A 19,605-nucleotide genomic window follows, 5' to 3' on the forward strand; every position below is an offset into this window, starting at 1 on the left:
CGGCTCAGGGCGCATACGATAGTTCTCGGTGAGACCCGCATACATCAGCACGCCGCTGGCCTCACTGTGTCGCTGTCATAGCCTAGAGCTTAGAGGCCAGCAGCGATGTCGTCGCGGCGTAGTTGCTCGGGTATAGCGCGCGGCGCGAGGCCTCGTCGCCTTGTGCCTTGAATTCGACATCCTTGCCAATCATGCGTGCGTGGGCAACCGCTGGACGGGCGTTCACCGCCTGGAACCAACGATCCACTTCCGAGAACTCTCTTATCCGTCCCATGCCTAGGACAAGGTCTGCGCGGTCGACCCAGGCCCATGTGGCGATGTCTACAATAGTGAAACTGTCGCTCACGATGAACTCACGCCCCTTGAGGCGCGTATTGAGCACGTCGTAATGGCGCTCGGCCTCTCGCAGATAGCGGTTTTGCGCATAGGGAATCTTTTCCGGAGCCGCACGTTGGAAATGCACCGATTGGCCGGAGAAAGGCCCCAGGCCCGAAGCGACGAACATCAGCCATGACAGCAATTCGCCGCGATCCTCAGTGTTCCCGAGGAACTTCTCAGTCTTTTCAGCGAGGTAGAGCAGGATGGCATTACTGTCGAATACAACGGTGCCGTCATCGTTGATAGCCGGAACCTTACCGTTGGGGTTCAAGGCTCGGAACGCCAGCTCGTGCTGCTCGCCCTTGGCAGTGTCCACGGGCACCAGCTCAAACGGCAGCTCGGCTTCTGCGAGGAATAGGGCAACCTTCATCGGGTTCGGGGTCGGGTGGTAGTAGAACTTCAGCATGATGTCTTCCTTTTTGGATAAGCTTCTCAAGCGGCGCCTTCAGGGGCCAGTTGGTCTTGAGTTTTCAGATCGAAATCCGAGGCGTCATGTCGTTCGTGCAGTTGCTCTGACGGCTCGCCCCAGGTGCGGTTTACCTTGCGGCCACGCTGAACGGCGGGCCGCTCAAGAATCTCTTCGGCCCAGCGCCGCAGGTTCTTGTAGCTTTCGACCTGCAGAAACTCGCCCGCGCCATAGGCCTTGCCCAGCACCAGGTTGCCGAACCAGGGCCAGGTGGCGATGTCGGCGATGGAGTATTCGTTTCCGCCCAGATAGCGGTGCTCGGCCAACTCGCGGTCGAGCACGTCCATCTGGCGCTTCACTTCCATCGTGAAGCGGTTGATTGGGTATTCGAATTTCTCCGGCGCGTAGGCGTAGAAGTGCCCGAACCCGCCGCCCAGATAGGGGGCCGAGCCTTGCAGCCAAAAGAGCCAGTTGATGACCTCAGTGCGCGCCGCGGCTTCCTTAGGAAGGTAGTGTCCGAACTTCTCCGCCAGATAGAGAAGAATCGCGCCGCTTTCAAAAACACGACTGCCGGTTTCGGTATCGAAAAGCGCCGGGATTTTCGAGTTTGGATTAACTTCGACGAAGCCCGACGAGAACTGGTTTCCTTCGCCAATCTGGATCAGGTGTGCGTCATATTCCGCACCTGCTTCGCCCAGCGCCAAGAGTTCCTCAAGCAGGATGGTGACCTTCTGGCCATTGGGCGTGCCCAGCGAATAAAGCTGTAGAGGATGCTCTCCACTCGGCAGAGTGGCCTCGTGTGTGGGCCCGGCAATGGGGCGGTTAGTCTTGGCCCATTCCCCGCCATTTTCGGCGTTCCAGGTCCAGACTTTGGGTGGTTCGTAATTGTTCATGCCAGACATGATCCAGACCTCTTTCTTTCATGTTAGGGGCAGGCCCATGCTCGGGCGCTGCTGGATTTCGGACAAACACTGGGTGTGGCGGGTTATCAGCTTTCCGCTCAGTTATTCGTCTCGGCCAACTGTTGCAAGATACGCGTGTAATTCTCGACCCCTTGCGCACCAGTTACGAGGTGGCGACGGTTGAAGATCATCGCTGGCACACCCCGAATGCCCTGGTTAATCCAGGCGCTTTCGGCAGTACGCACGTCTGTGGCAAAGCGCTGATCTTCAAGAACGGCTAGGGCCTCGGCCCGTTCCAATCCGACTTCTGCGGCCACATCCGCCAGCACACTGTGGTCAGACAGGTTCCGGCAACTGGTGAAGTCAGCCGCAAAGAGGGCCTGTTTCAAGTCGTGCATGCGCCCTTGCTGATCGGCCCAATGCAGAAGCTGATGCAGGTCGAACGTGTTGCAACGTTGATCATTTGCCACACCACGGTTTTTTCATCGGCGTTAAAGCTGCTGTTAAGAAACTGGGCATGCAGCACTTGGTGTGCCCTCAAGCAAACCGGGGGCTTCGACCATCACTGCATGCAAGCCTGGAATCATGCCAAAGCCTTTCTGAGACTTCTCCAACAGGGAACTTGGCTGCGTCAGGTGCGCTGTTCTGGTCGTGCAGAGTAAAAGTGCTCATTGAGAGGCATCTTTTTTGAGTGATCGTTCAAATATGAGATCAATCCTAATTGCAGCCTGGGGTGCAGTCAAACTAATATTGAGCGATCACTCAGATTCAGTCCAGCCGGTTACACTGAGGCCTTTTATCCGAGAGACAACGATGTCCCGCACTGCTCGCTTTGATCGCCAAGTCGCCCTAGATAGAGCGGTTGAACTGTTCTGGTCAAGAGGTTATTACGCTTCTTCGCTGAAGCATATTGAGGCGGCTTTGGACATGCGCCCCGGCAGCCTCTATGCCACCTTTGGTAGCAAAAGTGGTCTATTTGCCGAAGCGCTTGAGGCTTACGCCGCCCGTGCCGGTGATGACTTTCGTCAGATAATCGAAGGATCTCCGGACGTTGTAAGCGGGTTAAAGCGCTATCTGCGCTCATTCGCCCGGCCCTGTAGCGGCGACGCGCAAGCGCCTGCGCAGGCTTGCATGCTGATTAAGACCTTGCTTGAGGTTAATGCCGAGGACGCCGCATTACGGACTCAGGTCGAGGCAATGCTTGCAACCATCGAACAGGGACTTTGTGAGGTGCTCGAGCAGGCCAAGGCAATGGGGGAGTTGCGTGCTGATGTTGAGTGCCCGCGGCTGGCCCGCTTGCTCCAAACGCAGATCATCGGATTGCGGGCGTTTGCCGAGCGCAATGTGCCCACTGATCAGATAGCAGCGCTTGCTGACGACATGGCCGACATGCTCGATGCCTACCGAGCTGGCTGAGCTGGTCCTGATGTCTAGACCCAGTGATAGTCCCTTCTAGCCGTTCTCTGGCGGTCGTCACTACCGCGTGTGCTGGTCAAGTCGAATGCAAACGGTTGGTCAGCACGAATGCAATTGACTGGTCAGTGGCCATGCAAATGGGTGGTCAAGTCCATGCAATTACGCAGGATCGTCATTTCACACAAAAAAACACAAAATTCGGTTCTTTCTGCAATGGTTATAGGCCCTTTTTGAGGTCCATCGCTAATGCATAAGATTTTCCGGATGGTACTCCCCGACGTAGCCTGCATAGGCTTGCAGCTGGTTTACCAACACCACAGTTAACATGGGTTCATGTCCAAGGTTTTGCCGGTATGTGTAAACCGCGTTTCGCGTCATGTCACCTTGGAATTAGTGCCTTAGAAAGCCAATATTCGACTGCCTAACCGAACGTCTTAAGTGCCAGAACAAAAATTTTCCGCTCGCGATGGACACCCCGCTTCAGAGTTCTTTAGAATTCTGTTCATGAAATCTATACCACCTCTTTGCGATACCGACCTCCAAGCCTTGAACACGGCTTACAGGCAAAGCGAGAAGCCCATTTTGCGCCGTCGGGCTCATGCCATTTTGCTCAGTCACAAGGGCTATACCCTCAGCCAGATCAGCGGCATTCTCGATGTCACTCGCCCAACGGTATCGATTTGGCTTGATGCTTGGAAACCGAGGGTTTGCAAGGCCTCGATGACAAACCACGCACCGGTCGCCCCATGATCTACGACGAACAGGACCGGGATAGACTCAAGGCCCTGGTGTCAGAGGAGCCTCATCAGATCAAGGCTGTTCAGGCACGCTTGCAACAAGAAACGGGTAAAACCTCCTGCACGATGACCATCAAGCGGGCTTTAAAAAAAGCTGGGGTATAGCTTCAAGCGGGCTCGCCGCTCCTTGAAAGAGCGGCGTGATGAAACCGACTTTCGCAACACCCAGAACCTGCTGCAAGAGCTCTGGAAATGGGAAGACCACGAAGAAGCCGAGCTGTATTACTTCGATGAGTCCGGCTTTTCGCAAGTCTCCTCCCTGCCTTATGCCTGGAGCCCCGTGGGTCAGCCGCTGGAGCTGCCAGCCTTCTCGCACAGCCGACGCCTCAACGTGCTAGGTTTTCTCAGTCGCCGGGGAAAACTGGTGTATCACACCACCACCGACACGGTGACCACGCCGGTGGTCATTGAAGCCTTTGATCGTTTGCTGGGGCAGAAATCGCCGCAGACCTTTGCCATCGTCGTGCTCGATAATGCCAGCATTCATCGCTCTGCCTTGTTTAAGAGCAAGGAGCTGGAATGGCGGGCACAACGGCTTTATGTAATCTTCCTGCCCCCGTACTCACCCGAGCTCAACCTGATCGAAATGCTCTGGAAGAAAATCAAGTATGAGTGGTTGCCTGTCACGGCCTATCAGAGCTTCCAGTCACTCACCGATCATGTGCTCAACGTGCTGTCAGGCTATGGGGAGAGATATAGGATCAATTTTGTTTAGGTACTTAACCGGTACCCTCAAGATCGAAGATCTAGACTAATGGTTTACGTTGTAAGAGCGAGCCGGCGGCATTTTCCTCGAAGGCTTTAGCCTCCTCGATATAGCCGTGTACGGTGCCATCGTGCCGCCAGCCACCCTGGCGCTTGATCTCCAGAAAGTCCGCCCCGGCACGGTAAGCACTGGTGGCCAACCCTCGGCGCAGGCTGTGGCTGCTCATCTCTGGCACATACAACAGTCCCGCTGCTTCGGCACGCGCTGCCAGGATGGTATTGACGCTCCCCTCGTGCAGCGCAACATTGCCGACGACGCCCCAACGGCTAATGCGCCGAAACAACGGGCCTTGCTCAATTTGAGCCGCATCCAACCAGTGTCTTAATGCTTTCGTTGGGCAGCAGAGGCTGTCGCCATACGGGATCGCTCGCTCCAGCCCCTCACCCTCTTGATCAGTTTTGGAACGCGGCAGCGTGATCCGTAGGTCTTCCCGTTCCCACTGCAAGTATTGAATCCCCAGCGTGACCAGCTCACTGCGGCGGAACGCGCCGAAGTACCCCACCTGTAACAGCGCGCTGTCGCGCAGCGCCGCCAGCCCTTCGAGCGTGTTCAGGTGCGCCACGATGAGTTCGAGATCTCCCAGAAGCAGGGCCTTGGCTCTGTGTCGAGGGCGCCCATGCACCCGCTCGATCCCGCGCAAGGTCTTGCGCACGGTGGCGCTGGCGGCCGGGTCGGGAAAGCCCTGATAGCGGTGCCATTGCGCCAGCGCGGTCAGGCGCAGCGCCAGGGTCCGCGGGTTCAGCACTTGCGCGAAGGACAGCAGGTAGCGAATCAGCGCAGCTTCATCGCACGGCAGGACGCCGCCACAGGCCTGAAAGTGGCGGATGGCCGAGCGGTAGGTGCGACGGGTGTTGTCGGAGGTAGCGGCCGCGAGAAAACGTTGGTGTTGCTCCGCCCATTGCTCAGGCGTGGCGAGCGTACCGGCGGTACGCGCCGGCACCGCCGCTTCTTCGGGCAGTACCGAAGGGAAGCTTTCGTGGTTATTGCGGGCTGTCATCACGAAACGCCTGTTTAGGCCCTGTGTACCGCAGATTATAGAAGCGAATGCCGATCGTGAGCGCCTAACTCACGATAACTGACCTTATCGTGGGTTAGCGGGCAGTCTCAACGGACTTAACTATTCTGTACTTAAATTGATGTATTACGTTGTCCATAATACGGTACGAAAAAATCCGAGGTGGTGATGGCCCGTTCCAGTGTCCTCTATGTGCATGTCGCAAACGCAGCGGCCCGGCTGGTGGCCGACGGCCACAATCCGACGATCGACGGTATCCGCGCGGCTTTGGGCGGGACCGGTAGCAAAAGCACGATTGCCCCCTTGTTAAAACGCCGGAAAGCCGTGCACCCCAGCACGCTGGCCCAGGCCGAGCTCGGCCTTCCGGCCGAACTGGTGCTGGGGTTGAAAGGTGTCTACGAAAAAGTGCAGGCGGATGCAGCTCTGCAAGTCGAGCAGACTGTGCAGCTGCATCAGATAGCCACCACTGCCTTGCAGGAGCAGTTGCAGCTGAGTTTTGCGGAGCGGAACGCCTTAGCCAGTACCCAAGAAAAGCTGATCGGATCGCTCACAGCAGCCAACGAGCGGACCCAGGGATTGGAGGAAACTGTGCAGCGTCAGGAGATCGCCCTGGCCAGCCTGGGCAGTGAAAAGGTTGGGCTCGAACAGCGCCTGGTCGACCGCGTTTCCGAGGTCGCCGCACTGACTCAACAACTTCAACAAGTGCGGGTACAGTTTGAGCATTTCCAAGCATCAGTCGCGCAACAGCGCGCCGACGAACGCCGGGCCGCGGAACAACGCCATAGTCGACAGGAACAGGAGCTGACAGAGCTTCGGCAGCGTCTGCTCGCTCAGCAAACCCGACTGGGCGAACTACAGGCGCAGGAACAACGCTTGGCGCAGGACCACGATCACCTATAGAGAACCCTGCTAACGACGCAAGCGACGCTCGCGCAGAGCCAGATTGAGCATGAGCACGTCATACGTCAATTCACCGAGTTGAAACAAATGCATCAGGCGCTGGAACAGCACTATGTCCATGGCGAGCAGCACTTGGTTGAGGTACAGACGAACTTGGCCGTGACTAAGCGAGAGCGAAGCCTGCTGGCGGAGCGCTTAACCCACACTGAAACCCAACTAACCGAACTGACCACAGAAAAGCAGCTTCTCTTGCAAGACAAGGCGGTGTTATCCAGTCAGCTCGCTGAGTACCGAACGCCTCAGGCAACTTGATGGGTTGCATAAGCGACTGTGCTCCATCAGTGTCCCTGCGCGCAGGCTGGTTTGATGACTACAGGGACTGCACTGCCAGTAACGCAGCTCCGCACGTTGGAATTGCGAAGATTTATCGTGGGCGCATTTTGGACAGCGGAAACCCTGTGGCCAACGCGCCTGGATCAACTGCGCCTCGCATTGTGCCTGCATCCCGTATTGCGCTGCCTCAGTTCGGGCAAAACAGCCCCTTTTGAAACTGAGGTTTGAGGTGCAGTGGAACGGAAAGCTGGGTTAAGCCTCTGGCGCCTGGTCGTCGAGCCTGTGTGCGACACTACTGCCAAGCCGCAGGGCGAGCCGGATGATGTCGTGAATGCCGAACTGGCGCAGCGCTGGCCGACGACTTCTGGCTGTGTCGGCGGCATCGCAGGCCTCGTTCCATGCTTTGCGTTTCTTGCGGCGCGCTCGCAGGCCATCAACCAACATCGTTCGCTCGGCGTCGTTCAGTCCGTCAACAGAGGCATGGCTTTTCATGCGGCCTCCGTGACAGCCATTGCTGTATTGGAAAGCTTTGCACTTTCATTTCCTGCTTGATCTGCCAGGCAATGACTCGCTTCATGGCCGTCGCTGTAGCGTCTTGCAATCAGGCTTCTTTGAACAGAACTTCGTCGAAGTTGCTGCCAACCCCCGGTGTCAGGCTAGTTGTCGCCTGAGCTGATTTATCAAAACGATAGATCGGGGGCGTCAAAGAGAGCTGCAATGTCGAGTTATTCACCTGAGCGTAAAGCTGCCCTTATCAACAAATTACTGCCGCCGCAAAACATGTCTGTGGCCGAGTTGTCTCGTCAAGAAGGCATCACGCCAGCCACCCTATATGCTTGGCGCGCCAAACTCAAAGCTGGAAGCGCAGTGGTGCCCGGAGATAAAAACAACGCCGATGACTGGCCAGCCGAAGCCAAGTTTGCGGCGGTATTGCATGCCGCTACGTTGAGCGAGATTGAGCTCAGCGAATACTGTCGCAGCAAGGGTTTGTACCCCGAGTAAATCAGCGCCTGGCGCCAAGCCTGCATCACCGGCCAGATGTCCGCCAAAGCACAGCTCAAGGCTGAGCGTGATCAGGCGCGTGCCGACAAGAAACGCATCGCCGAGCTGGAGCGCGAACTGCGTCGTAAAGATAAGGCACTGGCAGAAACCGCCGCGATCTTGGTGCTGCGAAAAAAGATGAATACCTTCTGGGGAAGCGACAGCGAGGACGTTTGACCTCGCTGCCAGAACGGCAACAACTCGTTGAACGCTTTAACCATGCCGTCGCTTCTGGTGCGCACAAGGCGATTGCCAGCGAAGAGATCGGGCTGTCGCTGCGCAGCCTGCAACGCTGGGCGCTGACACCTGTTATGCAGGCCGATGTGCGCACCACCACGCTACGGACACAGCCGCCGAACGCCCTGAGTGAGCAAGGCGCGGCGCGATCTTGGCGGTCTGCAACAGCGCGCCATTCGCCAGCTTGCCACCCAGCCAGATCGTGCCTAGGCTGGCCGATCAGGGCCGTTACCTGGCCTCGGAGGCGACCTTTTACCGCGTCCTGAAAGCGGCCGGTCAGCAGCACAAACGCGGCCGCAGCCATGCGTCACAGAAGCACGCCGCACCGACCACGCACCGCGCAACGACGGCCAATCAGGTCTGGTCGTGGGACATCACCTACCTACCATCGCCGGTGTGCGGCAAGTACTACTACCTGTATTTGGTCGAGGATATTTACAGCCGCAAGGGCGTGGGCTGGGAGGTTTACGAAGAAGAAAGTGGCGCGCACGCGTCCGCCCTGATGGAGCGCACCGTGCTGAACGAACGCTGCGTCGGGAAGCCTTTGGTGCTTCACTCGGACAACGGCGCGCCGATGAAATCGTCGACGTTGTTGAGCAAATTGTACGATTTAGGCATCACCCCGTCGCGCGGACGGCCACGGGTAAGCAACGACAATCCGTATTCAGAATCGCTGTTTAGAACCCTGAAATACTGCCCGCAATGGCCCAAGGACGGCTTTGCAGATTTGGACGCTGCTCGCTGCTGGGTGCGCGATTTTATCCGCTGGTACAATCACGAACACCGCCACAGCCGGATCCGCTTCGTAACCCCTGCGCAGCGTCATCGCGGTGAGGATCAAGAGGTACTGGCCAAGCGTCATGCGCTGTACCAGCAAGCCCGCAATCAACACCCGCATCGCTGGTCGGGCGCCACGCGAAATTGGCAGCCCATCGGGGCCGTCACGCTCAACCCAGAGAGGGAGCAACCGGCACTGAAAATGGCGGCATAAAAAACACGGCTGAGGCGACAAATACCTTGCAAAAGGCCGCCAATTGGCCGCTATTATCGCGAATCCATTGGCAGCTGATATGTATTGACCCGTCAACCCCAAGAGGCTGGCGATTGCAAGTCAGTGGGTTTTCAAACGCGAGTCACTACAACTACTGGCCGGAGCTCGGCAAGGGCACGCCAGACTCCGCCAGGATGCGGTAAGTGCAGCGGCGATCGCCAGCGAGGAAGTGCTCGACGCGCTCAACCGTGACACCTACGCCGAGAACCGCACGGAACAGCGTCAGTTCGCCGCCGCAGAGCTTGGCGCAAAGGTGCGCTGCTTTGGCGATCGCACAGTGATTCTCGACGAGTTCGATCGCCCCATTCCGGGCCGGGCTGCACTCGGCCATAAAGCCTTCCTCACGGCGGATCCTGACCAGTGCGGCGACGCGCTGGGCTAGTGGCAGATCCGGGCTGGGCATCTGTGCGCGATAGGCGACCACCTGTTGGCGCGTCCATTCGTCGGTGAGTTGTTCCAGGCCTTCTTCGCCGAAGACGCTCTGAACCACCTGCAGCATGCCAACCGCGAGCTGGGCGTGGCGATCCGGGAATCGCCCATGGGCCTCGGCTGTCAGCTGCCAAATACGTGCAGGTCGTCCCAGTTTGCGCTGCTCGTCGCTGAACTCGACCAAACCCTCTGCGTTCAGGACGGAAAGGTGCTGGCGCACGGCCATAGCCGTGACGGCCAACTGTTGCGCTAGTGCAGCGGTCGACTGAGCCCCGTCCCTCTTGAGCAGGAATAGGATGCGATCGCGACCGGAACCGGGCTCTGACGCGCTCACGCTGGCAGCTTGCATAGTCGCTTCTCTTTTCACTCATTTTGAAAACACATTATTGACAATTTATGGGCTTTGGTCTAGGGATTATTTTAGATTGTAAAGTAATTACTTTCGAAAAGACTTAAGATACAATCTACTTTGCAAAGTATCTTATAGCCCCGCTGGGCAATCGGCGAGTGCGTTGATGACGCCATCACCCGCTAGGATCCGCGCGCGGTGGTGTCGCACGCTCCGCCGCGCCGCAATAAGTAGGAGGAACCAATGGCAATCACTTTGACGGAAAAAGCAGCGAAACAAATCCAGGCGCAACTGGCGAAGAACGGCAAGGGCTTGGGTCTGCGCTTGGGTGTGAAAAAAGTCGGCTGTTCCGGCCTTGCATACACATTCGACTACGCCGACGAAGTTCGGGCTGGAGACCATGTGTTCGAGTCGCATGACGCGATGCTGGTGGTGGATGCTGTCAGCCTGCCATTTCTTGACGGCTCAGACGTTGATTTCGTCAAGGAAGGATTCAATGAGAGTTTCAAGTTCAATAATCCCAACGCCGCGAGTGAGTGCGGCTGTGGTGAGAGCTTCAATCTGAAAGGTATTTAACCAACACTTCGCCCCAGTAGTCGCAAAGTGACCGCTGGGGGCGGGCAGGAATGCCGCATGGGTGAGAGTTAATACTATCGAGGTAAACATGAGTGCGGTATTGCAAAACCTGGTCAATCAACCCTACAAGCATGGTTTCGTCACCGAAATCGAGTCGGATGTCGCGCCGAAGGGCCTGAATGAAAACATGATTCGCCTGATTTCGAGCAAGAAAAATGAGCCCGAGTGGCTGCTCGAATTTCGCCTCAAGTCGTACCAGGCATGGCTCAAGATGACTGAGCCTGAGTGGCAAAATTGTCACTATCCGAAGATCGATTACCAGGCGATTAGCTATTACGCCGCGCCCAAGATCAAAGCGAAGTTAAACAGTTTGGACGAGGTCGATCCCGAGTTGCTGCGTACCTTCGAGAAGCTTGGCGTGCCCCTGCATGAGCGCATGGCGCTGGCGGGCGTTGCGGTCGATGTGATTTTTGACAGTGTCTCGGTAGCCACCACCTACAAACACAAGCTGGCCGAGGTCGGCGTCATTTTTTGCTCGATGTCGGAAGCGGTGCTGGAGCATCCCGAGCTGGTCAAGAAGTATCTCGGTAGCGTGGTTCCCAGCGGCGATAACTTTTACGCCGCGCTCAACTCGGCGGTATTCACCGATGGCTCGTTTTGTTTTATTCCCAAGGGCGTCAAGTGCCCTATGGATTTGTCGACCTACTTCCGCATCAACACCGAGGAGTCAGGGCAATTCGAGCGCACGCTGATCATTGCCGAGGAGGGGGCATCCGTGTCCTACCTGGAGGGTTGTACTGCCCCAGCGTTCAGCACCAATCAGCTCCATGCGGCGGTGGTCGAACTGGTCGCCCTCGACGACGCCGACATCAAGTATTCAACGGTGCAGAACTGGTATGCGGGTGACGAAAACGGCGTCGGTGGCATTTACAACTTCGTGACCAAACGAGGCCTTGCGAAAGGTGTCAACTCGCGTATTTCGTGGACCCAGGTCGAGACCGGTGCGGCGATTACCTGGAAGTATCCCTCGGTGGTTTTGCTGGGCGACAACTCGATTGGTGAGTTCTATTCGGTCGCGGTGACCAATAACTATCAGCAAGCCGACACCGGCACCAAGATGATCCACATTGGCAAAAATACGCGCAGCACGATTGTCAGCAAAGGCATTTCCGCAGGCAAGTCGAACAACAGCTACCGTGGGCTGGTCAAGGTTGCGGCCAGTGCGACCGGTGCACGCAATTATTCGCAATGCGACTCGATGCTGATTGGCGAGGAATGCGGCGCCAACACCTTCCCCTATATCCAGGTGCTTAACAACAGCGCCCAGGTTGAGCACGAGGCGTCAACCTCGAAGATCGGTGAAGACCAGATGTTTTACTTTGCCCAGCGCGGTGTCGATGCCGAGGGAGCGGTCTCGATGATCATCAATGGCTTCTGTAAAGACGTATTTCAACAATTACCACTGGAGTTTGCGGTCGAGGCGACCAATCTCCTCAGTTTCAAACTTGAAGGAAGTGTCGGATGATTTACCCAGACAGCAAGATTTTGCTCGAAGTGCGTGGACTATGCGCAACCGTGAATGGCATCGAAATTCTGAAGGATCTTGACTTCACGGTGAAGAGCGGCGAGATCCACGCCATCATGGGCCAAAACGGTTCCGGCAAGAGCACCTTCGCCAAGGTACTCGCGGGCCACCCTGCCTATGAAGTGACGGGCGGCACCGTGCTGTTCGAAGGCAAGAACCTGTTTGAGCTGAAACCCGAAGAGCGCGCGCAAGCCGGATTTTTTCTGGCCTTTCAGTACCCGATCGAGGTGCCCGGCGTCGGTAACGGCCAGTTTCTGCGCCTGACTTACAACACAATCCACAAACAGCGCGGCAAGGACGAGCTCGACCCGCTTGAGTTTGACGACTTCGTGCGCGAAAAGATGAAGCTGCTGGAAATGAGTCCCGATTTCCTTGACCGCAGCGTCAACGCAGGTTTCTCCGGTGGCGAAAAGAAGCGCAACGAAATACTGCAGATGGCGTTGTTAGAGCCGCGCGTGGCGGTCCTAGATGAGACCGATTCCGGCCTGGACATCGACGCTCTCAGAATTGTCGCCCAAGGCGTCAACCAGCTTTCCACCAAGGACAATGCGATTGTGATGGTGACGCACTATCAGCGTCTGCTGAACTATATCGTGCCCGACTACGTGCACGTGATGGAAGGCGGACGCATCATCAAGACCGGCGGCAAGGCGCTGGCACTGGAGCTTGAGACGCGCGGCTACGAGTGGGTTAGCGCCGAGCACAAGGCTGAAGCGAGTGTGCCCGCATGAGTGCAGCCACCACACCGACTCCGGCGATTGCCGGGCCTTATCTGGAAAGCCTTTTGGCAGGACAGCCGCAGCAGGCGGCGAGTCCCTCGGCGTGGCTCAAGGCGCTGCGTGCGGAGGCGGTCGAGCGCGTGGGCGTGTTGAAACTTCCAACCACGCGAGACGAGGAGTGGCGCTTTACCGATATTTCTCTACTCAGCAAGACCTCGTTTGCGTCAGCGCTCAGTGCCACTTGTCTGGAGGCGGCAGATGTTGCTCACTTTTTTATTGAAGAAGCGAACACCCGACTGGTGTTTGTTGATGGTATCTATGCGCCGCAGTTGTCCAGTGCGAGTACCGACAGCAGCGTGGTGGTGTCCAACCTGACGGCAGCGATGGCAACGCACGCGGCGGTAATCAAGCCGCATCTCGGCCAGCATGCACCATTTAGCAAGGATGCATTCGCCGCGCAAAATACCGCATTTCTGCACGATGCCGCAGTGGTCATCGTCCCGCGTGACGTATCGGTGGCAGCCCCAGTCCATTTGCTGTTTATTGCGACCCAAAAAGATGTTGTGAGCACGCCGCGTTGCCTGGTGCTTGCCGAGGCGGGCAGCGCCGTAACAGTGATCGAGGATTACGTTGTGTTGTACCAGCCGCGTTGGCAAGAAGATGCCCACTTCACCAATGCTGTCACCGAAGTCGTACTGAAAGACAATGCGCATGTGACGCACATCCGGGTTCAGCGCGAAGGCAGTCAAGCGTTTCATATTGCAAACTGTTCGGTGTCGCTCGGGCGCGCCAGCAATTACCAGTCGGTGAGCGTCGCGCTGGGCGCGCGCATTTCACGCTACAACCTGAACGTGCTGCAAACGGCAGAGGGCGCCACCTGTGCGCTTGACGGATTGACGCTGATCTCCGGCAGGCAACTGGCCGACACCCATAGCTGCATGGACCATGCCCATGCCCACGGCAGCAGCCGCCAACTGCACAAATGCATCATCGGCGGCAGTGCCCATGCGGTCTTCAACGGCAAGGTTATGGTGCGCGAAGGCGCGCAGCGTACCGACGCCCAGCAGTCAAATCGCAATCTACTGTTGACCGCGAAGGCGCACATCGATACCAAGCCGCAGCTGGAGATTTTTGCTTCTGACGTCAAGTGCACGCATGGTGCGACCGTTGGCCAGCTCGACAGCGAGGAGGTGTTTTATCTGCAAAGCCGCGGGCTGACCGAGGTCGCTGCCCGTAACCTGCTGACCTATGCGTTTGGCGCCGAGATCATCGACCGCATCCCTATCGCATCACTCAAGCGGCAACTCGAGCAGGCGGTGCTCGAACAAACTGGAAGCATGCCATGAACGCCCTTCAGACTGCACGCAAAGTACCAACGGCGCCATGCCTCGACGTAGAGCGGATTCGTGCCGATTTTCCGATCCTCAAGCTGCAGGTCAACGGCAAGCCGCTGGTCTACCTCGACAACGCGGCGTCGAGCCAGATGCCGCAGCAGGTGATTGATCGCATGGTGCGTTATCAGACCACGCAGCACGCCAATATCAATCGTGCAGTGCATACCCTGTCAGAGATCGCGACCAACGAATACGAGGAAGCACGGCGCAAGTTGCAGCATTTCATCCATGCGCGTGAAGAACGCGAAGTGATCTTCACCAGCGGCACCACCGAAGCCATCAATCTGGTGATGCACGGCTACGGCCGCAAGTTCATTGGGCCCGGCGACGAAATTATCCTGACCACGCTCGAGCACCATTCAAACATTGTCCCGTGGCAGATGCTGGCGGAGGAAAAAGGCGCGACGATTCGTGTGGTACCGATTAACGACGCTGGCGAGCTACTCATAGACGAATACGAAAAGCTATTTAACGAGCGCACCAAATTTGTTGGCGTGATGCACGTCTCGAACGCACTGGGCACGATCAACCCGATCAAGCAGATGATCGCCTTGGCCCATGCTCGCGGCGTGCCGGTGCCGGTGCTGGTCGATGGGGCGCAGGCCGCACCGCACATGCAGGTTGATGTGCAGGATCTGGACTGCGACTTTTACGCGTTTTCGGGTCACAAGCTGTGCGGCCCGACCGGCATCGGCGTTCTCTACGGCAAGGCTGCGTTATTAGAGCGGATGCAGCCCTTCAAGGGCGGCGGCGACATGATTTTGTCGGTCACCTTTGAAAAGACCACCTACAACACGATTCCGCATAAATTCGAGGCCGGTACACCGCCGATTGCGGCTGCGATCGGACTGGGTGCCGCCATTGATTATCTGTCTGCCATCGGCATGGGCGCCATACGCGAGCACGAGATGACCTTGCTCGACTACGCCAGCGAGCAGATGGTTCGACTGCCAGGCGTGCGCATTATCGGCACCGCCCGCGACAAGGCCTCGGTCATATCGTTCATCGTCGACGATGTGCACCCGCATGACCTGGGGACCCTGCTCAACCAGGAGGGCGTCGCAGTGCGTACCGGACATCATTGCGCGCAGCCGGTGATGCAGCGCTTCAAGGTGCCTGCAACGTCACGCGCTTCGTTTGCGTTTTACAACACCCTGGCAGAAGTTGATGCGCTGATCGCTGGCATCCGCACCGTACAGAAGGTGTTTTCATAATGGCCGATCCCAGAACTTTGTATCAAGAGGTCATCCTCGACCACAACAAGAAGCCGCGCAATTACGGCGCGCTCGCGCACGCGAACCACCACGCCGCGGGCCACAACCCGCTGTGTGGCGACCATATCGACTTGGCGCTGCAACTCGGTGGCGAGTGCGTCGACGACATCGCATTTCAGGGTGAGGCATGCGCCATCTGCAAGGCGTCGGCGTCGATGATGACGGTGGCCATCAAAGGTAAGACCCGGGTTGAGGCGGAACTGCTGATTCAGGAATTTATCGATATGGCGACCGGCAAGCTCGATCTGAACGGCGATCACCACCTCGGACGGCTGATGGTTTTTGCCGGCATACGCGACCTGCCGGTGCGCTTCAAATGCGCAATTTTGCCGTGGCACACACTGCGCGCCGCATTCAGCGCCGTTGATAACATATCGACCGAGGCCGAGCATGATCCGATGCACATGACTATCGGTGATGCCTGAAGATGAAAATATTTTTCTTCAAAGAACGCAGAGATGTTTCAGGTTTGCTCCGTTCCTGCATTCCTTATCTGGGCCAATCCAACTTTGTATTGAGAGAAAGCGATGCTGACAGCAACTGACTTACGAGGCTACATCCTGGATGGCCTGCCAAGCGATCACATCGAAGTGCGCGGTGATGACGGACAGCACTTTGAAGCGGTGATCGTCAGCCCGCAATTCACCGGCAAGAACATGGTGCAGCAGCATCAACTGGTGTATCGGGCACTGGGCGAGCGCATGCGTTCAGAGATTCACGCGCTATCGATACGAACCTTCACGCCTGAAGCCTGGGTCAAAGACGGCAACTAAATCACTTTGGAGAATAATCATGATGGATGTTCAGAAAAGAATTAACCAACAAGTAACGACGAACCCGGTTGTGCTGTACATGAAGGGCACGCCGCAGTTCCCACAGTGCGGCTTTTCTGGTGCGGCGATCAAGATGCTCAAGGCTTGTGGCGGGCCGGATCTCTTCACTGTGGACGTGCTGGCCGACCCGGAAATCCGCAATGGCATAAAATCCTACGCGAACTGGCCGACCATTCCGCAGCTTTATATCAAGGGCGAATTTGTCGGTGGTTCGGACATCATGCGCGAGATGTTCGAGCAGGGTGAACTGCAAAAATTGCTGCAAGCAGCAGTGGAATAAGTTTGAGAAAATTACCATGCCAAAAATTGCTGAAATCGAAGATACGCCCAACCCGAATGCGGTGAAGTTCACGCTCCATGAGCCGCTGACCTGGGGCATTTCGCATTCTTACGAGAACGCAGAGCAAGCCAGGGACGATGTGCTCGCCTCCACGCTGTTCGACATTGAGCACGTAAGCAATGTGTTTTACGTGGATCGCTGGCTCACGGTCACGCAGGATGGCGCTGCCGACTGGCCGGAGCTGGTGCGCCTGATTGCCGTGCCACTGCGCGCCGCACCGGCAGCGGCGGCGCAATCGGCCGCCACAGTTTTCGCGGCGCGCACGGCAACCCTTGATCTCTGCGCCGAAGATCAGCAGCGCCTTGAGCATATCAACGTGCTGCTGGATTCCCAGATACGCCCCTATCTGAAAAGCGATGGTGGCGATCTGCATGTGGTTGGCTTGGCCGGCAACCAACTCAGCGTGCACTACCAGGGCGCTTGCGGCACCTGTCCAAGCTCGATATCCGGCACGCTCAAAGGCATCGAAAATCTGCTTCGAACGATTGAACCGGAGATCGAAGTCTTGCCTGTTTAGAGATGAGATGAAGATGAAGATGAAAAATTTGACACCCGTTGAACTGGCCGATTGGCTTACGACTGACCTGCGTTTGAAGCCCGTGTTACTCGACGTACGTGAGGAGTGGGAATTTCAAGCCGGTCATATTGACGGATCATTGGCGATGCCAATGAATACCATTCCCGCCAGGCTGTCCGAACTGGACACGCAGCAGCCGATAGTCTGCATCTGCCACCATGGCGTTCGCAGCATGCAGGTTGCGTTATTTTTAGAACGGAATGGTTTTACAGATATTAGAAACCTGACAGGTGGCGTCCATGCGTGGTCGCAGCAAGTTGACAGCGCGATACCGATCTATTGAATCACGACCAATTTTAGAGGGATTGCATGCGCAATCCCTAACGAGTCCTAAGCGGCGGGACGACGGATTCAGCGCAATTTAATACAAGGGGCTTCGCCATGCAGAGCACTGAACAATCCTACAGCCAACAGCCCGCGCCAGGCGCCTCATCCCACGCGGCCGTCGGGCCCGAGAAGTTGCCCGGAATCCGTCATATCATCGCTGTCGGCAGCGGCAAGGGTGGCGTCGGGAAATCCACGGTGAGCGTCAATCTGGCGCTCGCGCTGCAGCAGCTAGGGTTGCGCGTCGGAATAGTAGACGCCGACATCCTTGGCCCCAGCATCCCCGGGATGCTGGGCATTGCGACGGGTGAGCCTCCAGCGATGACCCCGGACAACAGGATGATCCCGGCGCAGCGGCACGGCCTGAAGGTGGTGTCGATGGGCATGCTCACCGGCGACGATAACCCGGCCGTCCTGCGCGGGCCGATGGTGGGCAAATACCTGAATATGTTCGTCGGCGGCGTGCAATGGGGGCCGTTGGACTATCTGATCCTCGACCTCCCACCCGGCACCGGCGATACCCAGTTGACGCTGGCGCAGAGCATGCCGCTGTCGGGCGTGGTGATCGTGACCACACCCCAGGCCGTGAGTCTCAAGATCGCCCGACGCGGCTTGCGCATGTTTGAGAAAGTACAGGTGCCGATTCTCGGGATCGTCGAGAACATGCGCACCTTCACCTGCTCCCACTGCGGTGAGAACACGGATATCTTCCGTCAGGGCGGCGGCGAGCAGATGAGCCAGGAGCTTGGCGTCCCGTTCCTGGGCGCCTTACCGCTGGATGCCGATGTCGTCACCTGCGGTGATGAGGGCAGACCCATCGTGGCGGACCAACCGAAGTCGGTCAGCTCTTTGGTGTACGCCGCCATCGCCGCAGCGCTGGTTGAGAAGCTCCAGGCGGCGGTCGCGACGCTCAAGCCCTTTGTCTGGAAGTGGGACAGCAACGAGGGGGCGCCGGCCTGGCTGGAAGACGCGGTGCGGCCTGCGGGAGCGCGCAACACGCCCATCGGCCTCCTGCGCCGCGATCCGCGTACCTTGTCGATCCTCTGGGAGGACGGTCATCGCGACGACTTCGACGTGCGCGACCTGCGCCTAGCGTGTCATTGCGCCCTCTGCGTCGAGGAGATGAGCGGACGCAAGCTGCTCGTTCCCAAGACGGTGCGCGCTGATGTGAGCCCGCTCCAGATCGTGAGCGTGGGCAACTACGCGCTCGGCTTCCATTGGAGCGATGGCCACAACAGCGGCATCCATTCGTTTAACGACCTGCGCGCCTCGGGCGAGCGCGCTGCGGCGAGGAACGTCGAAAATGTCTGAAGCCCTGACTGTGGATAGGGCGTCTGCAAATCCGACGCTGGCGGAACAGCCGGTCAGCATCCGCGCGGAGACTTCGCTCGCCGACCCCGACAGCTGCAAGTTCACCGTGAGCCGCAGCTTGCATCCCGGCGGCCCCTTCTTCTTCGGCAACAGGGAGCGGGCTGCCGGGTCGCCGCTCGGCGAACGACTGTTCGGGCTTTCGGGTGTGGCCAACGTGCTCATTGCCGGAAACGTGGTGACCATCGGCAAGGAACCTAACGCCTCTTGGTCTGGACTGAAAGCGGCCATCGGCACGGCGATCCGGACGCAGCTGCTCAGCGGCGTGCCGGTGATCCTGGAGATGGCTGCCTATGCCAGCACTCAAGGAAGGTCCGACGTCGAGCTTGGCGTGGTCGTTCAGCAACTGCTGGACAGGCAAGTCAATCGTTCCATCGCGAACCACGGTGGGAAGATTTCACTCGTGGACGTCCGCCAAGGCAAGCTTTTCATCAGCATGAGCGGCGGCTGCCAGGGCTGCGGGTCTTCTCAAGTCACCCTGCGGCAGGGCTTGGAAGTGATGGTGAAAAGAGTCGCTCCAGAAATCGTGGAAATCGTCGATGTCACGGATCACGCCGCAGGTAAGCAGCCTTTCTACCCGAGCCATGAGTAGACC

The 19,605-nt window shown here is 57.7% G+C and carries 21 protein-coding genes and 2 pseudogenes; 17 read left to right on the forward strand and 6 right to left on the reverse strand.

The genetic code is table 11. From position 1 onward, the window contains the following. Positions 1-82: 82 nt before the first annotated feature. The 3 genes from RHM55_RS24470 to RHM55_RS24480 form a co-directional block, all read right to left on the reverse strand. Positions 83-784 carry a glutathione S-transferase family protein gene (locus RHM55_RS24470; RefSeq protein ID WP_322178711.1) on the reverse strand — a complete coding sequence of 234 codons (702 nt, stop codon included), beginning with the start codon at positions 782-784 and terminating at the stop codon, positions 83-85. Between the two features lie 26 nt (positions 785-810). Continuing rightward, positions 811-1,686 carry a glutathione-dependent disulfide-bond oxidoreductase gene (gene yghU, locus RHM55_RS24475; RefSeq protein ID WP_322178712.1) on the reverse strand — a complete coding sequence of 292 codons (876 nt, stop codon included), beginning with the start codon at positions 1,684-1,686 and terminating at the stop codon, positions 811-813. Between the two features lie 98 nt (positions 1,687-1,784). Beyond that, positions 1,785-2,156 (reverse strand): DsbA family oxidoreductase, encoded by a 372-nt coding sequence (locus RHM55_RS24480; protein ID WP_322178713.1) that lies wholly within the window; start codon positions 2,154-2,156, stop codon positions 1,785-1,787. A gap of 343 nt (positions 2,157-2,499) precedes the next feature. On the opposite strand from RHM55_RS24480, the gene RHM55_RS24485 reads away from it, so the two are divergent. Further along, positions 2,500-3,102, forward strand: a complete 603-nt coding sequence (locus tag RHM55_RS24485) for a TetR/AcrR family transcriptional regulator (RefSeq protein WP_322178714.1) — start codon at positions 2,500-2,502, stop codon at positions 3,100-3,102. 498 nt (positions 3,103-3,600) lie between these two features. Beyond that, positions 3,601-4,614: pseudogene (locus RHM55_RS24490) on the forward strand (IS630 family transposase). A 31-nt stretch (positions 4,615-4,645) separates the two neighbouring features. Here the strand turns inward: RHM55_RS24490 and RHM55_RS24495 are convergent. Then, positions 4,646-5,662: a site-specific integrase gene (locus RHM55_RS24495; RefSeq protein ID WP_322178715.1), complete on the reverse strand. Its 1,017-nt coding sequence runs from the start codon at positions 5,660-5,662 to the stop codon at positions 4,646-4,648. A 186-nt stretch (positions 5,663-5,848) separates the two neighbouring features. Here RHM55_RS24495 and RHM55_RS24500 point away from each other — a divergent pair, with 186 nt between their 5' ends. Further along, entirely contained in the window at positions 5,849-6,580 is a 732-nt protein-coding gene (locus tag RHM55_RS24500; RefSeq protein ID WP_322178716.1) for a DNA-binding protein, read from the forward strand. Positions 6,581-6,847: 267 nt separating this feature from the next. On the opposite strand, the gene RHM55_RS26105 is transcribed toward RHM55_RS24500, so the two are convergent. Then, positions 6,848-7,084, reverse strand: a complete 237-nt coding sequence (locus tag RHM55_RS26105; RefSeq protein WP_369125024.1) for a transposase — start codon at positions 7,082-7,084, stop codon at positions 6,848-6,850. A 156-nt stretch (positions 7,085-7,240) separates the two neighbouring features. Between RHM55_RS26105 and RHM55_RS24505 the strand changes: the two genes are divergently transcribed. Both RHM55_RS24505 and RHM55_RS24510 read left to right on the forward strand, forming a co-directional pair. After that, positions 7,241-7,465 carry a hypothetical protein gene (locus tag RHM55_RS24505; RefSeq protein ID WP_322178717.1) on the forward strand — a complete coding sequence of 75 codons (225 nt, stop codon included), beginning with the start codon at positions 7,241-7,243 and terminating at the stop codon, positions 7,463-7,465. A gap of 165 nt (positions 7,466-7,630) precedes the next feature. After that, positions 7,631-9,182: pseudogene (locus RHM55_RS24510) on the forward strand (IS3 family transposase). Positions 9,183-9,333: 151 nt separating this feature from the next. On the opposite strand, the gene RHM55_RS24515 reads toward RHM55_RS24510, so the two are convergent. After that, on the reverse strand, positions 9,334-10,020 hold the full coding sequence (locus RHM55_RS24515) for a metalloregulator ArsR/SmtB family transcription factor (protein WP_322178718.1): 687 nt from the start codon (positions 10,018-10,020) through the stop codon (positions 9,334-9,336). 243 nt (positions 10,021-10,263) lie between these two features. Between RHM55_RS24515 and RHM55_RS24520 the strand changes: the two genes are divergently transcribed. From RHM55_RS24520 to RHM55_RS24575, 12 genes are all read left to right on the forward strand, one after another. Next, complete coding sequence (locus RHM55_RS24520) at positions 10,264-10,596, forward strand: iron-sulfur cluster assembly accessory protein (RefSeq protein ID WP_322178719.1); 333 nt, start codon at positions 10,264-10,266, stop codon at positions 10,594-10,596. A gap of 88 nt (positions 10,597-10,684) precedes the next feature. Continuing rightward, entirely contained in the window at positions 10,685-12,121 is a 1,437-nt protein-coding gene (sufB, locus tag RHM55_RS24525) for a Fe-S cluster assembly protein SufB (protein WP_322178720.1), read from the forward strand. 20 nt (positions 12,122-12,141) lie between these two features. Further along, a complete protein-coding gene (gene sufC / locus RHM55_RS24530) occupies positions 12,142-12,912 on the forward strand; it encodes a Fe-S cluster assembly ATPase SufC (RefSeq protein WP_322183102.1) in 771 nt (256 codons plus the stop codon). Positions 12,913-12,965: 53 nt separating this feature from the next. Beyond that, entirely contained in the window at positions 12,966-14,246 is a 1,281-nt protein-coding gene (sufD, locus tag RHM55_RS24535; RefSeq protein ID WP_322178721.1) for a Fe-S cluster assembly protein SufD, read from the forward strand. Continuing rightward, the gene (locus RHM55_RS24540) at positions 14,243-15,508 is read left to right on the forward strand and encodes a cysteine desulfurase (protein WP_322178722.1); all 1,266 of its coding nucleotides are present in this window, start codon (positions 14,243-14,245) and stop codon (positions 15,506-15,508) included. Before sufD ends, RHM55_RS24540 begins: the two co-directional genes overlap by 4 nt. Continuing rightward, entirely contained in the window at positions 15,508-15,993 is a 486-nt protein-coding gene (sufU, locus tag RHM55_RS24545) for a Fe-S cluster assembly sulfur transfer protein SufU (protein WP_322178723.1), read from the forward strand. The genes RHM55_RS24540 and sufU overlap by 1 nt, the downstream gene beginning before the upstream one ends. A 102-nt stretch (positions 15,994-16,095) precedes the next feature. Then, positions 16,096-16,341: a BolA family protein gene (locus RHM55_RS24550; protein WP_322178724.1), complete on the forward strand. Its 246-nt coding sequence runs from the start codon at positions 16,096-16,098 to the stop codon at positions 16,339-16,341. Between the two features lie 22 nt (positions 16,342-16,363). Next, the gene (gene grxD / locus RHM55_RS24555; protein ID WP_322183104.1) at positions 16,364-16,681 is read left to right on the forward strand and encodes a Grx4 family monothiol glutaredoxin; all 318 of its coding nucleotides are present in this window, start codon (positions 16,364-16,366) and stop codon (positions 16,679-16,681) included. 16 nt (positions 16,682-16,697) lie between these two features. Continuing rightward, a complete protein-coding gene (locus RHM55_RS24560; protein WP_322178725.1) occupies positions 16,698-17,258 on the forward strand; it encodes a NifU family protein in 561 nt (186 codons plus the stop codon). Positions 17,259-17,271: 13 nt separating this feature from the next. After that, entirely contained in the window at positions 17,272-17,601 is a 330-nt protein-coding gene (locus tag RHM55_RS24565; RefSeq protein WP_322178726.1) for a rhodanese-like domain-containing protein, read from the forward strand. Between the two features lie 98 nt (positions 17,602-17,699). After that, entirely contained in the window at positions 17,700-18,953 is a 1,254-nt protein-coding gene (locus RHM55_RS24570) for a P-loop NTPase (RefSeq protein ID WP_322178727.1), read from the forward strand. Beyond that, positions 18,946-19,602, forward strand: a complete 657-nt coding sequence (locus tag RHM55_RS24575) for a NifU family protein (protein WP_322178728.1) — start codon at positions 18,946-18,948, stop codon at positions 19,600-19,602. The genes RHM55_RS24570 and RHM55_RS24575 overlap by 8 nt, the downstream gene beginning before the upstream one ends. Positions 19,603-19,605 lie beyond the last annotated feature (3 nt).

The organism is Pseudomonas sp. MH9.2 (assembly GCF_034353875.1).
In the GTDB taxonomy this organism is placed as follows: Bacteria; Pseudomonadota; Gammaproteobacteria; order Pseudomonadales; family Pseudomonadaceae; genus Aquipseudomonas.